The organism is Pseudoalteromonas sp. APC 3694 (genome assembly GCF_030407565.1).
In the GTDB taxonomy this organism is placed as follows: domain Bacteria; phylum Pseudomonadota; class Gammaproteobacteria; order Enterobacterales; family Alteromonadaceae; genus Pseudoalteromonas; species Pseudoalteromonas tetraodonis.
Map to the genome: position 1 here is coordinate 12,990 of NZ_JASDDE010000045.1, position 16,473 is coordinate 29,462.

16 protein-coding genes are annotated in these 16,473 nt (G+C 41.3%); all 16 read left to right on the plus strand.

What is annotated here, in order from left to right; genetic code table 11:
- The first annotated feature begins 24 nt into the window (after positions 1-24).
- On the plus strand, positions 25-432 hold the full coding sequence (gene rbfA / locus QMA00_RS14230) for a 30S ribosome-binding factor RbfA (RefSeq protein ID WP_008467148.1): 408 nt from the start codon (positions 25-27) through the stop codon (positions 430-432).
- Positions 432-1,376 carry a tRNA pseudouridine(55) synthase TruB gene (gene truB, locus QMA00_RS14235; RefSeq protein WP_076921568.1) on the plus strand — a complete coding sequence of 315 codons (945 nt, stop codon included), beginning with the start codon at positions 432-434 and terminating at the stop codon, positions 1,374-1,376. Before rbfA ends, truB begins: the two co-directional genes overlap by 1 nt.
- Positions 1,377-1,485: 109 nt before the next feature.
- Positions 1,486-1,755, plus strand: a complete 270-nt coding sequence (gene rpsO, locus QMA00_RS14240; RefSeq protein WP_006793376.1) for a 30S ribosomal protein S15 — start codon at positions 1,486-1,488, stop codon at positions 1,753-1,755.
- Between the two features lie 362 nt (positions 1,756-2,117).
- Positions 2,118-4,244: a polyribonucleotide nucleotidyltransferase gene (gene pnp / locus QMA00_RS14245; RefSeq protein ID WP_262976840.1), complete on the plus strand. Its 2,127-nt coding sequence runs from the start codon at positions 2,118-2,120 to the stop codon at positions 4,242-4,244.
- 185 nt (positions 4,245-4,429) lie between these two features.
- A complete protein-coding gene (nlpI, locus tag QMA00_RS14250) occupies positions 4,430-5,302 on the plus strand; it encodes a lipoprotein NlpI (RefSeq protein WP_076921572.1) in 873 nt (290 codons plus the stop codon).
- Positions 5,286-6,425, plus strand: coding sequence for a hypothetical protein (locus tag QMA00_RS14255; protein ID WP_076921574.1), 1,140 nt, complete (start codon positions 5,286-5,288; stop codon positions 6,423-6,425). The genes nlpI and QMA00_RS14255 overlap by 17 nt, the downstream gene beginning before the upstream one ends.
- Before the next feature lie 289 nt (positions 6,426-6,714).
- Positions 6,715-9,507 carry a monovalent cation/H+ antiporter subunit A gene (locus tag QMA00_RS14260; protein ID WP_016899455.1) on the plus strand — a complete coding sequence of 931 codons (2,793 nt, stop codon included), beginning with the start codon at positions 6,715-6,717 and terminating at the stop codon, positions 9,505-9,507.
- Positions 9,507-9,854: a Na+/H+ antiporter subunit C gene (locus QMA00_RS14265; protein ID WP_013464542.1), complete on the plus strand. Its 348-nt coding sequence runs from the start codon at positions 9,507-9,509 to the stop codon at positions 9,852-9,854. Before QMA00_RS14260 ends, QMA00_RS14265 begins: the two co-directional genes overlap by 1 nt.
- The gene (locus QMA00_RS14270) at positions 9,851-11,368 is read left to right on the plus strand and encodes a monovalent cation/H+ antiporter subunit D (protein WP_076921576.1); all 1,518 of its coding nucleotides are present in this window, start codon (positions 9,851-9,853) and stop codon (positions 11,366-11,368) included. Before QMA00_RS14265 ends, QMA00_RS14270 begins: the two co-directional genes overlap by 4 nt.
- Entirely contained in the window at positions 11,368-11,904 is a 537-nt protein-coding gene (locus QMA00_RS14275; protein ID WP_016899457.1) for a Na+/H+ antiporter subunit E, read from the plus strand. The genes QMA00_RS14270 and QMA00_RS14275 overlap by 1 nt, the downstream gene beginning before the upstream one ends.
- Complete coding sequence (locus QMA00_RS14280) at positions 11,898-12,167, plus strand: K+/H+ antiporter subunit F (RefSeq protein ID WP_008114565.1); 270 nt, start codon at positions 11,898-11,900, stop codon at positions 12,165-12,167. Before QMA00_RS14275 ends, QMA00_RS14280 begins: the two co-directional genes overlap by 7 nt.
- 9 nt (positions 12,168-12,176) lie before the next feature.
- Positions 12,177-12,509, plus strand: coding sequence for a Na+/H+ antiporter subunit G (locus QMA00_RS14285; RefSeq protein ID WP_016899458.1), 333 nt, complete (start codon positions 12,177-12,179; stop codon positions 12,507-12,509).
- Between the two features lie 125 nt (positions 12,510-12,634).
- On the plus strand, positions 12,635-13,132 hold the full coding sequence (locus tag QMA00_RS14290) for a DUF2059 domain-containing protein (RefSeq protein WP_076921578.1): 498 nt from the start codon (positions 12,635-12,637) through the stop codon (positions 13,130-13,132).
- Positions 13,133-13,341: 209 nt separating this feature from the next.
- The gene (locus tag QMA00_RS14295) at positions 13,342-13,779 is read left to right on the plus strand and encodes a MerR family transcriptional regulator (RefSeq protein WP_016899460.1); all 438 of its coding nucleotides are present in this window, start codon (positions 13,342-13,344) and stop codon (positions 13,777-13,779) included.
- On the plus strand, positions 13,776-16,019 hold the full coding sequence (locus QMA00_RS14300) for a heavy metal translocating P-type ATPase (protein ID WP_076921580.1): 2,244 nt from the start codon (positions 13,776-13,778) through the stop codon (positions 16,017-16,019). The genes QMA00_RS14295 and QMA00_RS14300 overlap by 4 nt, the downstream gene beginning before the upstream one ends.
- Positions 16,020-16,041: 22 nt before the next feature.
- The gene (locus QMA00_RS14305; RefSeq protein ID WP_013464550.1) at positions 16,042-16,395 is read left to right on the plus strand and encodes a cupredoxin domain-containing protein; all 354 of its coding nucleotides are present in this window, start codon (positions 16,042-16,044) and stop codon (positions 16,393-16,395) included.
- Positions 16,396-16,473 lie beyond the last annotated feature (78 nt).

The window sequence follows — 16,473 nt, forward strand, 5'->3', positions numbered from 1 at the left end:
AAGTTATAATTTTAGGAAAGTGAAATGAGAGAATTTTCTCGCACTGATCGTGTTGCTCAGCAAATTCAAAAAGAAATTGCGGTGATTTTACAACGCGAAATTAAAGATCCACGCTTGGGCATGGTGACAGTGTCTGCGGTAGAAGTATCGCGCGATTTATCTTATGCCAAAGTTTTTATCACCGTGTTTAACACTGAAGATGAAAATGCAGCCAAACAAAGTGCCAAAGTACTTAACGAAGCAACCGGTTATATCCGCTCGTTGCTAGGTAAACGTATTCGTGCGCGTATCATGCCTGAGCTCAAATTTGTGGTTGATAATTCATTAATGGAAGGGATGCGAATCTCTAACTTAGTGGACTCTATCATTCGTGAAGATAATGCTAAGCATGTTGATGATGAAACAGATAGCGAAGAAGGCACTAAAGACTGATGGCAAGACGCAGTAAAGGCCGTCCAGTTGATGGTATTTTGTTGTTAAACAAACCAGAAGGTATTTCATCAAACAAAGCACTGCAGCAAGCGAAAGGTATTTATTTTGCTCAAAAAGCAGGGCACACTGGTGCGCTCGATCCGCTTGCGACCGGTATGCTGCCTATTTGTTTTGGTGAAGCCACTAAGTTTACCCAGTTTTTACTCGATACAGATAAAACCTATGTTGTGCGAGCAAAACTGGGTGAGCGTACTACCACGTCAGACTCTGATGGTGAAGTGGTCGAAACGCGTGATGTTAATGTTACTGCTGAACTGCTTACACAGGAAATTGCTAAATTTTTAGGTGAGTCAGATCAATACCCATCAATGTACTCAGCGCTTAAATATGAAGGCAAGCCTTTATATAAATACGCGCGCGAAGGCATAGAAGTCCCTCGTAAGTGTCGAAAAATTAACGTATTTAGCTTAACGCTTGATGAGTTTGATGAGCAAAACAACGAAATCCAAATGACTGCCCATGTATCTAAAGGCACGTATATTCGTACTATTGTTGATGACTTAGGTGAAAACCTTGGCTGCGGCGCGCATGTGATTATGCTGCATCGTAGTGCTGTAGGGTATTACCCAGCAGATAAAATGGTCACACTTGAGCAGTTAGAAACGTTATTAAATCAAGCGAAAGAACAAGACGTTGCGCCTTCTACTTACCTTGACGAACTATTATTGCCAATGGATACCGCGTTAGTTGATTTACCTGTTGTGGAAATTACTAAAGAGCAGGGAATAGCATTTAGCCATGGTCAAGCTGTGGTGCTAGGTAAAGAATTACCTGAAGGTGCAATAAAAGTTCTGGCTGACGGAATTTTTATTGGTACTGGTGAACGTAATCCTGATGGCCATCTAAAATCAAAACGTGGCTTGTCTAATCAGCAACCAGAGTAAAGTTTAACTTGTAGTTATGCTGATAATTGGTAGAATACGCCCGCTTAATCGTTTTGGCTGAATTAGTGATCGGCTAAAGCACCTATTAAATTTAACTTTTGGAGTTATTATGTCACTAAGCAATCAAGAAAAAATCGATATCATTGCTAAATTCGCACGCGCTGAAGGCGACACTGGTTCACCTGAAGTACAAGTAGCATTACTTACTTTTGATATCAACAAGCTTCAAGGTCACTTTGCTGATCACAAGCATGACTTCCACTCACGTCGTGGTCTGCTTCGTAAAGTAAGCACTCGCCGTAAACTGCTTGATTACCTTAAAGGTAAAGATATCTCGCGTTACACTGCGTTAATCAAAGAGCTTGGCCTACGTCGCTAAGAACTTGATTATCAAAAAGGGAGCTTTTTAGCTCCTTTTTTTGTGTCTGAATTTTCTCGCTTTCCCCAGTACTTCTCAGTAAACCCCTTGAAATATCGAATAAAAGCCATACTATTATCTTTCACAAAGCGAATGTTTTTGACATTGCTGCAAGCACTATTTTATCTCGGTACTAAGCTCGCAATTTTACCTGACTTTGTTATATACTATGGCGCGTAGATAAAAAGGTTTATCTACGGTTATTTACATCATTGCCAATTGTAGTACTTAATTGATTTCCAACTGAATACAATTATGTACTGTAATTGGTACTTTGATGAAAACTTAATTAATACTAAAAATACATTTAAGGAATATTTTAAGTGCAAGCAATTATAAAAGAATTTCAACTAGGTCAACACACAGTGACGCTAGAAACAGGTGCTATCGCTCGTCAAGCAGACGGCGCAGTACTAGCAAGCATTGGCGACACGTCAGTACTCGTAACGGTTGTTGGTAAGCGTGAAGCTCAACCAGGCCAAGACTTTTTCCCACTAACAGTTAACTACCAAGAGCGTATGTACGCTGCAGGTCGTATCCCAGGTGGTTTCCTTAAGCGTGAAGGTCGTCCTAACGATGGCGAAACGCTAATTGCACGTCTTATTGATCGTCCAATTCGTCCACTTTTTCCAAATGGTTTCGTAAACGAAGTACAAGTTATCGCGACTGTTGTTTCTGTAAACCCTGAAATCCAACCTGATATGGTTGCGATGATTGGTACATCAGCAGCACTTGCTATCTCTGGTATCCCGTTCAGCGGTCCAATTGGTGCATCACGTGTTGGTTACATCAACGGTGAATACGTACTTAACCCAACACTAAAAGAGCTTGAAGAAAGCCAACTTGATTTAGTTGTTGCTGGCACTGATAACGCCGTACTTATGGTTGAATCAGAAGCAGACGTACTTGCTGAAGACGTAATGCTAGGCGCGGTTGTATACGGCCATGAGCAATCACAGTCTATCATCAAGGCAATCAACGAATTTAAAGCAGAAGCAGGCAAGCCTACTTGGGATTGGACTGCACCTGAGAAAAACGTTGCATTAGAAGAGAAAGTAGCAACACTTGCTGCTGATAAAGTAGGCGAAGCTTACCGTATTACTGATAAAGTAGCGCGTAAAGAAGCATTAACTGCAGCAAAAGATGCCGTAGTTGAAGCGCTTACTAGCGAACTTGCTGAAGGCGAAACGCTTGATAAGCAAGAAGTAGGTAAAGTATTCGGTTCACTTGAGAAGAAAATCGTTCGTGGCCGTATCGCTGCTGGCGAAAAACGTATCGATGGTCGTGAACCAGATATGATCCGTGCACTAGATGTAATGACGGGCGTACTTCCACGTACTCACGGTTCTGCAATCTTTACACGTGGTGAAACGCAAGCATTAGTAACAGCAACACTTGGTACAGAACGTGACTCACAGTTAATCGATGATTTAACTGGCACGCACAAAAACCACTTTATGCTTAACTACAACTTCCCTCCATTCTGTGTAGGTGAAACAGGTTTTGTAGGTTCTCCTAAGCGTCGTGAAATCGGCCACGGTAACCTAGCTAAGCGTGGTATCCAAGCTGTAATGCCAACATTAACTGAGTTCCCTTACTCAATTCGTGTTGTATCTGAAATTACTGAATCAAATGGTTCATCTTCAATGGCATCGGTTTGTGGTACGTCTCTAGCGCTTATGAACGCAGGTGTTCCAATTAAAGCTTCTGTTGCGGGTATCGCGATGGGCCTAGTTAAAGAAGAAGAAAACTTTGTAGTACTTTCAGATATCTTAGGTGATGAAGATCACTTAGGTGACATGGACTTTAAAGTAGCGGGTACAACTAACGGTATCACTGCTCTACAAATGGATATCAAAATTGAAGGTATCACGCAAGAAATCATGCAAATCGCGCTTAAGCAAGCTAAAGCAGCTCGTTTACACATTCTAGGCGTAATGGACGAAGCGATTTCTGCACCTTCTGAAGAGTTATCTATGTTTGCACCGCGTATTTACACGATGCAAATCCCACAGAAGAAAATCGCAGAAGTTATCGGTAAAGGTGGCGCAACTATCCGTCAGCTTACTGAAGAAACAGGTACTACGATTGAAATCGGTGATGATGGCACAATCAAGATTGCTGCTACAGACGGTGAAAGTGCAGCAAATGCAATTAGCCGTATTGAGCAATTAACTGCTGAGCTTGAAGTAGGTACTATCTACGAAGGTAAAGTGGTACGTATCGTTGATTTCGGTGCGTTTGTAAACATTCTTCCTGGTAAAGATGGCCTAGTGCATATCTCACAAATCAGCTCTGAGCGTGTTAACAACGTTGCTGATCACCTTAGCGAAGGTCAAGAAGTTAAAGTTAAAGTACTAGAAGTAGACCGTCAAGGCCGTGTACGTCTAAGTATTAAAGAAGCAATGGAATCAGCAGCACCTGCAGCTGACGAGTCTAAAGACGCGTAATTGCTAATCTTTCATCCAGATAATTACTGGATAGTATAAAAAGGGGCTGTTTAGCCCCTTTTTTTATGCTTTAATGTTAGCAACCTATTGTGTTCAAGACGTTAAGTAACATATAACAAGAATGAACCTTACAAGACAGCTTATGTCTTATCTATTTGCTACTTACCTCGGTATTAAGGATTTTAATGAGACTTAAACATTTAGCCTTGGCATCTTTTGCTATTTTGTCTTTAAGCGCTTGTCAGGCTACTACTAAACCCGCTGCTATTATTAATGTGCCATTTACTGCACCGCTTGCATCAGATTTTAGAAATGAAATTGCCATTGCACGTTTTTCAGAGCTATTAAATAGAGCAGACTTAAGTACAGAACAACAAGCAAAGCTCTATTATGACCGTGGAGTACTGTTTGATAGCTTAGGCATGACCACTTTATCGCGAATTGATTTTAACCGAGCGGTTAAACTTAAGCCTGATTTGGCTGAAGTGTATAACTTTTTGGGTATTCAGCATACCTTGATGCAGCAATACGAAAAAGCATACGAGTATTTTGATTCAGCCATAGAGTTAGACCAAGAACATGAATATGCGTATTTAAATCGTGGTATTGCCTTGTACTACGGCGATAGAGCGACGCTTGCAAAAGATGACTTTAAAACGTTTTTACAGCGCTCTCCTAATGACCCTTATCGTGTATTGTGGCTTTATTTAGCTCAAGCAGCACAAGACAAAACCGCGGCAATCGCTGCGTTAAAAGCTAATGCGGCGGCCCTTGATGAAAATGAATGGGCGTATCAGCTTATTGCTTTGTATGTGGGTGATTTGAGTGAAAAAGCATTTTTTTCAGGCATAGCCGATGGTGTAAGTTCACAACAAGAATATGCTCAACGTTTATGTGAAGCTTATTTTTACTTAGCTAAACAGCACCAAGCCGCAGGTGACCTTTCAATTGCAACAGATTACTTTAAGTTGGCGCTGGCAACGAACGTTCATGAATTTATAGAATATAAATATGCACGTTTAGAGCTTGAGTTGATGGCTAGTGAAAGCGCGGGCTAACTTTTTTAAATTAAGTATTTTATTACTGTGCGCTAGCTTAATTAATGGCTCCAGTAATAAACAAAATAGCATTGGCTTTTGGCAAGTATTGCACGGCAAAGCCAATGTGATTAATAGTTATTGGCAATTCCCTGGTTACTTTGCATCGCATATTTTACAACTCCCCCCGACCTCATTAGCAACCTTAGCACGTAATAAAATAGCCCATGCACAATACGGCTATGGGTTATCATTATTAGCCAATAATCAAACTGAAACCGCTAAGCTCTTTTGGCAAGCAAGCCTCGATGAGATAACAATTAAACAACAAAAACATCTCGCAGCTTCATTGCTTTCTCAACAGCGCTGGCAAGATTTAGCGTTATTAAAAGCTCACAATAAGTTACCTAAAGGGGATGCCTTTTATCATTTACAGTTACAACAGCGTGCTCCCTTCGATGCATTAAATCACTCATTTATGAATAAATTAGGGTTTTTGGTAGCGAGCGAGCAAATTGAGATACAAAAACAATGCACATTTAATGTGCTAATGCTGAGCGATCACCGTGATGGTTTATACAGGCTCAATCAATTTCGTAACGCGTACTTTCAAAACCCAGAGCCGAGTCTCAATACCTTTTGTTTTTCAAAGCCTATATATGTTGGTAATGCAATTGCTTGTAACAGCACTAAAGCAACGCTTGCGCAGTGCGATTGGCAACAGTCATCACTTAAGCAGCGGCTTCCTAAAGGATTCGATTTTGCGATTATGATGCCCAAGCAAGGTACTGCCAATGTGCATCAGGGCTTAATGCATATTAACTCGCAGGCTAATTATGCAGTATTTTTACATGAATTAATGCACTTTAATGGTTTTGAAGATGAATATGCTTTACCAGCAAAAAAACAAGCTTGGCTTTGTCAGCTTGAGGGGTTGGTTGCCCCTAACTTGTTTATTGCTCATAACACTGATGCGCCAAAAGGATGGCACAAAAGCAAAAGCTGTCAGCAAGGAGGTGTTGCTTATAAGCCAAGCGCACAGTGGTCTATTATGCAATATCAACAGGTTGGACTTTCAGAGCAATATCGGGCTTTGTGGCAAACTCATATAGAGCAACATGCAGATTTATTCCCGCGCTTTTAATCATTAAATAGAGTGCTTTTAGGTTGTTTAACCAATGATTATATGAGCCTATTAAAACTGCTTAAAAGCTGAGCCGGTTTTATCCCAGTTCATTAATTTATAGACTTTTTTGTTTGATTATTGCCCCGCTAGAAGCGCTTTCTATAGACAAAAACCGTGTTTATCAGTATAACTGTACGTATTAATGTTGTTAAAAAACAGATATAAAACGTATACCCAAGTCACTTTGGTATTTAATAATAACAAGTAGCGAATTGATAAACTTTATGATTCAAAAAGGCCCTTCATTATGACTTTGCTCTGGATACCCCTGTTATCCTTATTAGGCAGTGTTATTTCTGCATGCACCGGCAAACTTTCTCGAAATCAGGCAACGAGCCTAACGGCTATTGCGCCTTTAGCCGCGCTTGCAATTACACTTTATCATGCGCCTGCGGTTCTCGCGGGAGAAACCATTCGTTTTAGCGCGCAGTGGATACCTGCTTTAGGGCTGGATATTTCCTTACGCTTAGATGGTTTGAGTTTACTGTTTTTATTTATGATTTTAGGAATAGGGCTGCTGGTTATTTTGTATGCCCGTTATTACCTAAGTCAAAACGATTCACTGCCAAAGCTATTTAGTTACTTAATGTTATTTATGACCGCCATGCTGGGCATTGTTATGTCAAACAATGTGATTCAGTTATGGGTATTTTGGGAGCTAACCAGTATTAGCTCGTTCTTGTTGATTAGTTACTGGTGGCATAAATCAGAGGCGCGCAAGGGGGCGCGTATGGCACTGGCGGTAACCGGTGCGGGTGGTTTAGCATTACTGGGCGGCTTAATGCTGCTAGGTGATATTGTTGGAAGCTACAACCTAGACACTATTTTAGCTAGCAAAGCGATTATTCAATCACATGATTTATACGAATTAGCGCTGGTGCTAGTATTACTAGGCGCCTTTACCAAGTCTGCACAATTTCCGTTTCATTTTTGGTTACCCCACGCCATGGCAGCACCTACGCCGGTAAGTGCGTATTTACACTCTGCCACTATGGTAAAAGCGGGTATCTTTTTACTTGCGCGTTTTTATCCAGCACTGGCGGGAACTGACACTTGGTTTTTATTAGTCGGTTTGACCGGTTTAACCACGTTATTATTTGGCGCTTATATCGCGTTATTCAAACATGATTTAAAAGGTTTGTTAGCCTATTCAACAATTAGTCATTTAGGCCTAATTACTCTATTACTCGGCCTAGACACACAACTTGCAACCGTAGCCGCTATTTTTCATATTATTAACCACGCGACGTTTAAAGCGTCGTTATTTATGGCAACCGGCATTATTGATCATGAAACCGGGACTCGTGATATGCGCAAACTCAATGGCATGTGGCGCTACTTACCTTATACGGCAACCTTGGCGATGGTGGCCGCTGCCGCTATGGCGGGTGTACCGCTATTAAATGGTTTCTTATCTAAAGAAATGTTTTTTGCTGAAACACTGAATCAGCAAGTACTTGGCTCTATGTCGTGGCTAATCCCGGTGCTGGCAACCGTTGCAGGTGCGCTGTCGGTAGCATACTCATCTCGCTTTATTCATGACGTGTTCTTTAATGGTGAGCCGATAGACTTACCACGCACCCCTCATGAGGCGCCGCGTTATATGCGTGTGCCTATAGAGATCTTAGTGGTACTGTGTATTTTAGTGGGTATTTTTCCACACTTTGTCGTTGACGGTATTTTATCAGCCGCGTCGCTGGCTGTACTTGGTCAAGCTATGCCTGAGTACAAGCTAACTATTTGGCACGGTTTCAATTTACCTCTACTTATGAGTGGTATGGCGGTCATTGGTGGTTTATTTATTTACGTCAATCGTAAGTACTTATTTCAGTTCCAAGCGTCGTTACCTCCTTTTAACGCTAAAAAAATCTTCGAGCGTTTTTTAGTGGTTGTGGTTAATTGGTGTCAAAACAAAATCCAATCAACAGAAAATGGCTCATTACAACGCTATGTATTTATTATGTTAGGTGTTGTATTACTTGCCTCAGGTTGGCCATTATTTGAAATGAAACAGCTAGCGGGCAGTGTACCTAACACCCCAGTTGATATTCAAAATGCTATAGGTGCAGGGCTACTGATTATTGGTGCTATTGCTACCGTTATTTGGCATCGAATTCGGATGGTGTCGTTATTAATGCTGTCGATTGTGGGATTAATGGTGTCGGTAGCGTTTACACGTTTTTCAGCGCCTGACTTGGCCTTAACGCAACTTACAGTAGAAGTTGCGACCATCATATTATTAATGTTGGCACTGTTTTTCTTACCGCAAAGTACGCCAAGAGAGTCAAGCTCGTTGCGTATTTTACGTGATGTGGTTATTTCCTCTACGGTGGGGGTAATTATTGCTAGTATTTGTTATGCATTACTGACCCGTCCTCTTAATTCAATTTCTGAATTCTTTGTTGCTAATGCTAAAACAGGCGGTGGGGGTACTAACGTTGTTAACGTTATTTTAGTTGATTTTAGGGGCTTTGATACCTTAGGTGAAATCACCGTGTTAGGTATTGCCGCACTGGGCATATTTAAACTGTTATCAAGAATTCCACTTTATATGCCAGCGAGCGATAGTGAAGGGCGTCCATGGTCTAAAGATCGCCATCCTATTTTATTGGCTTGTATTTCTCAAAGCTTATTACCATTAGCGCTATTAGTGTCTGCTTATATTTTCTTACGTGGTCATAACTTACCGGGCGGTGGATTTATTGCCGGCCTCGTGACCTCTATTGCCTTTATTTTACAATATATGGCACATGGTACTGCGTGGATTAATGAACGTTTTGATGTTAACTATCGAAAAATTATTGCATCAGGTATCGCTATTGCCATGTTTACGGGTGTCGGAAGTTGGTTCTTCGATAAACCATTCTTAACTACTTGGTTTGATTACTTTGATATTCCGTTTGTTGGCAAAACAGAGCTAGCTAGCGCCATTGTATTTGACTTGGGCGTGTACTTAACCGTCGTTGGCGCGACGCTAATGATCCTTGCGAGCTTAGGTAATATGACAGCGAACGCAGAGAAAGAAGAGGTAAATATTTAATGGAACTGTTATACGCATCTTGCGTTGGCGTGCTAGTCACCTGTGGTGTGTTCTTATTATTAAGAGCGCGCACATTCCCAGTGGTATTGGGGCTGACAATGATTTCTTACGCGGTTAATTTGTTTTTATTCTCATCAGGGCGCTTAACTATCAATAAAGCGGTGGTACTTGGAACTGGCGCTGATTACGCCGATCCGCTGCCACAAGCCTTAGTATTAACAGCTATTGTGATAGGATTTGCCATGACTGCGTTTGTGGTTATTTTATCGATACGAGGGCGAGCAGATTTAGGGAATGATCATGTTGATGGCACCCTAACCAGAAGTAAACGCAAGGAGAGAAAATGATTCAGCATTTAGCATCTTTGCCTGTTTTAATGCCTATGCTAGCGGCAATCATTCTGCTACTGCCACCGTGTGGCAAAAGTTTATTTGCACGGCGATTAACTTCAAGCCTAATGGCTATTTTAACCTTTGTAATTACAGTATTACTGCTGGTTCAGGTTAAAGATAACGGGATTATTGTTTATGCAATCGGTAACTGGTCAGCGCCGTTTGGTATTGTACTGGTAGCAGATATGCTCTCAACTTTACTGGTTACTTTAACCGCTTTTTTAGGCCTTGGTGTGGTTTTATATGGGTGTGCCGGCGATGACGAGCAAGGCAGCTTTTTCCATCCCTTGGTTCATTTTTTAATATTAGGGGTAAATGGTGCGTTTTTAACGGGCGATTTATTTAACGTCTTTGTCTTTTTTGAAGTGTTACTAATTGCTTCTTATGCGCTATTAATGCACGGCGGCGGTAAACCAAAAACACGTGCAGCACTGCATTACGTTATTTTAAACTTAGTTGGCTCAAGTGTATTTTTAATCGGCTTAGGTATTTTATATGGGGTATTGGGTACCCTAAACATTGCTGATATGGCTAATAAAGTACCGCAGTTAACCGGTGATGATGTTTATTTAGCTAAAGCTGGCGGGTTGCTATTGCTTGTGGTATTTGCCCTTAAAAGTGCACTATTACCACTGCATTTATGGCTCCCAAATGCCTATTCAAGTGCGACACCTGTGGTTGCTGCATTGTTCGCGATTATGACCAAAGTCGGTGTTTACGCCACTTTACGCGTATATACAGTGGTATTTGGTGAGCAAGCCGGTGAACTTGAGCATATGGCGCAGTCTTGGCTATGGGCGTTGGCCATTGCTACTATAGTGATTGGGGCAATCGGAGTGTTGGCAGCACAAGATTTACGTAAGCTTACCGCAAACTTAGTACTGGTTTCTGTGGGTACTTTAGTAGCACTGGTTGCACTTCAAAATATAAACGCCACAGCTGCACTATTGTATTATTTGGTGCACTCAACGTTAGTGACTGCAGCACTATTTTTACTGGCTGATTTAATTGCAACTCAGCGAGGTAAAGCCGGCGACAGATTAGTTGGCGGACGCGCAGTTAAACAACCATTCTTGTTGGGAGCGTGTTTTATTATCGCTGGACTAACCGTCATAGGTATGCCGCCACTTTCAGGTTTTGTAGGTAAAATTTGGATTTTAAAAACCACCTTAAACAGTGAGCAAGCACTGGTATTTTGGCCTGTTTACTTAATTATGAGCTTAGCGTTAATTGTTGCTATATCACGTGCAGGCACGAGTTTGTTTTGGGAGCATAAAGACAAAGGCGGTGAGGCTGCTGATGTTGCTAATGCACATCCGTTGCAAGTTATCGTACTTGTTGGCCTGCTCACAAGCTCAGTGCTGTTGGTTGTTTTTGGTGATTTGGCAACGCAATATGCACTTGAAACAGCAACACAACTTCACGATATTAGTGGTGGTATTAATGCGGTACTCAAGGGAGGTCTGTAATGCGCTTAGAAGCTCGTTTTCGTTGGTTACCCACACCGTTTCGTAGTCTATTTTTATTTATAGTATGGCTATTATTAAATAACAGTGTGTCTGTAGGGCATATTATATTGGGTGCATTGTTAGCACTGCTTATTCCTTTATTCAGTATGTCATTTAGAGATCCACAACCACTCATATTAAAGCCTGGCTTGGCGTTTAAGCAGTTACTTATTGTGCTTTACGATATTATTGTGGCTAATTTACAAGTGGCCTTATTAATACTGGGCCCTTCAAAAAATTTACGTCCAGGTTTTGTTAAAGTGCCTATCGATTTAATGCATGAAATGCCAATTACTATTTTAGCTAGTTGTGTGTCTTTAACGCCGGGTACAGTAAGTGCTGAGGTTTATCCTCTCATTAAGTCACTTAATGAAGATGATGAACCAGCGCAGCGATATTTATTAATTCACGTGTTGGATTTAGATGATGAGCAAGCACTTATCAAACAAATTAAAGCACGCTACGAAGCTCCCCTAAAGGAGATATTTCAATGTTAGATACAGTATTACTGATTGTTTTTTCAATGGTTGGATTGTCATTACTACTAAATTTATGGCGACTTATTATTGGTCCATCAGTACCAGATCGTATTTTGGCGCTCGATACAATGTATATTAACGTTATTGCATTGATTATTTTATATAGCATCAGTATGGGAACAGGTTTATATTTTGAAGCTGCTTTGCTTATCGCAATGTTAGGCTTTATAAGTACAGTGGCAGTATGTAAGTATTTACTTCGTGGCGATATAATTGAGTAAGGTATTAAAATGATAAGTGAATGGATCGTATCAATATTGCTTTTGTTAGGTGGGCTCTTTATTTTAATTGGCTCTATTGGCTTAATGAAACTGCCGGACTTTTTTATGCGTTTACATGGGCCAACTAAAGCAACCACTTTAGGGATGGCAAGTATACTCACGGCTGCGATGGTATTTTTTGCCAATTCAGCTAGTGGCTTAAGCGTAAAAGAAATATTAATCACTATATTTTTATTAATCACGGCGCCCATTAGTGGTTATATGCTAATTAAAACCGCTATTCATCATAAGTTAAAAGCCAAAGATGGAACGAAAGGACTCGATAATATCGAAAAAGATTAACCCTAACAAACGACAAAAAGCCAAATAATGGTAGTTATCCGGCTTTTTTTTTTGGTTGTTCCCATTTACAACACTTATTGAACATGTGAGTATGGCGTAAATTCAAATACAAAAAGGATATTAATATGGGTAAGGTATTACTTTTATCACTACTTATTTTTTCAACTAGCCTATATGCAGCGCAAACTACTAAGCAACAAAAAATTGATGAGCTGGTAAAGGTGATGGATATGGACGCCATGGTTGACTCTATGTATTCTCAAGTTGAGGGCATGATGCAAAATATGTCGGTGCAAATGGGGGTAAAGCCAAATGAAAAGCCAATATTTGACAAATATTATGCTGATATGACTAAGGTGCTAAAAACCAAAATGAGCTGGCAAAAAATGCAGCCTATGATGGTTAACCTTTATGATAAGCAATTTAGTGAGCAAGAGATTAGCGATATGCTCGATTTTTATAAAACAGAGTCAGGGCAAGCTATTTTGAAAAAAATGCCACAGGTGATGCAACAGTCTATGCAAATGTCACAAGCATTAGTGCAAGACGCTATGCCAGAGATTCAAGCGATTGCTGGGCAGCTAGGTGAAGCACTTAAACAATCGCGTAGTGAAGCAAACTAAACTATAGTTAACCTAAGTCGTAGCAAAATAACGTCTACATTTTCTAGCAGTCACTATTTTGTGACTGCTGTATTCTTCCTCTTCTTTAAGCAAACGTAATCACTTATTTAATGTGGCGATAACGCATTCCCTGAGTTTTAAAATAGCGGTTGACCTGTGTGTTACACATAGGTTTATTATGTCACTATTAAAACCCGATGGAGTGAATTATGTATGTTAAACAGCTAGCTAAAATCATGGGAGTGACCCAAGATACAGTGCGGCACTACACGCGTATAAAGCTACTTAAACCCATTCGTAGTCAAAACAATGGCTATCAGGTGTATACCAAAGACGATCAACAACGTTTAAAGTTTATTATTAGTGCACGGCAACTCGGTTTTTCTATTAAAGATATTCAGCAAATAGTTGCTCAATCGGAGCAAGGGAATTGCCCATGCCCACTGACACGACAATTAATAACTAAACGGCTCGAAGAAACAGAGCGGCTATTTCAAGAAACACTCAAACTAAGAACGCGTATGCAAGCTGCGGTAAAACAGTGGGAAAACTCAAGCGATGGTGCTGTAAGTGCCGATATATGTAGTTTAATTGAGACCTTTGTAGATCCCCTTAACGAACAAGTTAGTTCCGAGGAAGCAAAATGAGCAACAATAAAGACACAGTGCAAAATTTTATAATTGAAGGTGCTAATTGCGGCAGCTGCGTCGCAAAAATAGAAAAAGCGCTAAAAAGCGTATCAGGTGCGCAGCGTGTTGAAATGAACTTTGCTGATCGCAGTGTGCAAGTTGAAGGCAATGCGTCATCAGCAGAGCTGATTGAAGCAGTCGAAAATATAGGCTACAAGGCTAAGCCAATGAATAGTGAGTCGGAGCAAGACGCGCTAGATGAAAAAGCCAAAGCCGATAACGCGCACTATAAAAAGCTAATGCGTAATATGGTATTGGCGCTAGGCGTTGGCGCTCCGCTTATGTTGTATGGGCTTATTTTTGATATGAGTGTCACCACCAACGCGCAGCGCATTGGCTGGTTTATTGTTGGTATAGTCACTTTAGTGGTTATGGCCATTGCGGGTAAACAGTTTTACAACGGCGCATGGCAGTCATTTAAAAACCACACCGCCAATATGGATACACTGATTGCGTTGGGCACAGGTACCGCGTGGTTGTATTCTATGGTGGTAGTCATTGCGCCAAGCGTGCTACCCGAGGTGGCTAGGCATGTTTATTTTGAAGCCTCAGCGATGATCATCGGTTTAATTAGCCTAGGCCTTGCCTTTGAAGTAAAAGCCCGCGGTCGTACTTCTGAGGCGATAAAACGCTTAATCGGTTTGCAGCCAAAAACCGCTCGGGTAGTGCGTGATAACAAAGAGCAAGATATAGCTATTAGTGAGGTACTAAAAAACGAGACTGTGCGTGTACGCCCCGGTGAAAAAATCCCTGTGGATGGTGAAGTCATTGAAGGTCGCAGCTCAGTGGATGAGTCAATGCTCACGGGTGAGCCTATGCCAGTGAACAAAATTGAGGGCGATATCATTGTTGCAGGCAGCATTAATAAAAGTGGCACGTTACTATTTAAAGCCACCCATATTGGCAGTGAAACCACACTTGCCAGTATTATTAATATGGTTAAACGAGCACAAAATTCTAAACCCTCCATAGGGCGTTTAGCCGATGTAATATCCGGCGTATTTGTTCCTACGGTAATGATTATTGCAGTGCTCGCGGGCCTTGCTTGGCTTAATTTTGGCCCCGAGCCGAGCATTGCTTATGCGGTAGTGGCCGTGACCACGGTGCTTATCATTGCCTGTCCGTGTGCGCTGGGTTTAGCAACCCCTATGTCAATTATGGTTGGGATAGGTAAAGCCGCTGAATCGGGAATACTTATTCGTAATGGAGAAGCGCTGCAAACCACCTCTAAAATAACCACCATGATTTTAGATAAGACTGGCACGATCACAGAAGGAAAACCCACCGTTACCGATATCATTAATTTTAATGACAGCGATAAAGTACACGTGCTAAAGCTTGCCGCTAGTCTTGAAAACGGCTCTGAACATCCTTTAGCGCAAGCTATTGTAAGTTATGCTGAAAATGAAGATATCACGATTGAAAAAGTCAGCGATTTTAACGCTGTGACGGGGCAAGGTGTTACAGGCAGATTAAATGGGCAAACTTTATTGTTTGGCAATGAAGCGCTTATGAGCCAACACAATATCAGTATTGCAGAGGCAAAAGAGCAAGCTGAGCAATTAGCCAGCGCCGCTAAAACGCCAATGTATTTTGCAATTGATACCCAACTACAAGCCATTATAGCGGTGGCCGATCCGATAAAAGACGATTCAGCAGAGGCCATTAAACGTCTACAAAAAAAAGGTATCCATGTTGTTATGCTGACCGGTGATAACCAAGCTACCGCCAGAGCCGTCGCTAACAAAGTCGGTATTAAGGACTTTATTGCCCAAGTAATGCCTGATGACAAAGCCAGTGAAGTAACTAAACGCCAAGCTAAAGGTGAAATAGTCGGTATGACGGGTGATGGTATAAACGATGCGCCTGCACTGGCACAAGCCGATGTTGGGTTTGCTATTGGCACTGGCACCGATGTGGCGATTGAGAGCGCTGATATCACCTTAATGCGCGGTTCATTACAGAGTCTTGGCGATGCCATTGCGGTTAGTAGCGCCACTATAGTCAATATTAAGCAAAATTTATTTGGTGCATTTATTTACAATGTGGCAGGTATTCCAATTGCTGCGGGGCTGTTATATCCATTCTTTGGTATATTACTCAACCCGGTTGTTGCAGGTGCTGCTATGGCGTTGTCATCACTAACTGTGGTCACAAACGCCAATCGCCTGCGCTTTTTTAAACCCAGTAAATCGTAATTTTATAAATAGGAGTAGCATTATGTTGATGATCAATATACTCGGCGCGTTGTTAATTGCGGTTATTATATACTGGTTTTGGCTATACAAACCTAAGCAAGTGCAGAGTAATAACAACAAAATAACGATAGTGGTTGATAACGGCGTTTATTATCCTGCCCATATTAAAGTGGCTGCTGATAAAAAAGTAACGCTGACGTTTAATCGACAAGACAGCGCTCCATGCGCCGAAACGGTGGTGTTTCCTTCACTCGATATCAGTAAAACGCTCGCTATGGGTGAGAATAACACTGTTGAGCTGCCGGCACTTAAAGTGGGTGAATATGCTTTTCATTGCCAAATGCAAATGTATAAAGGCACGTTATTAGTGTCTTGAATATTAGGGTCTGTTGACCTTTTCGGATTACAATTTGTTCAAACTAGGAGCGGTTTAATCGCGGCGCGAGGTTTGTAA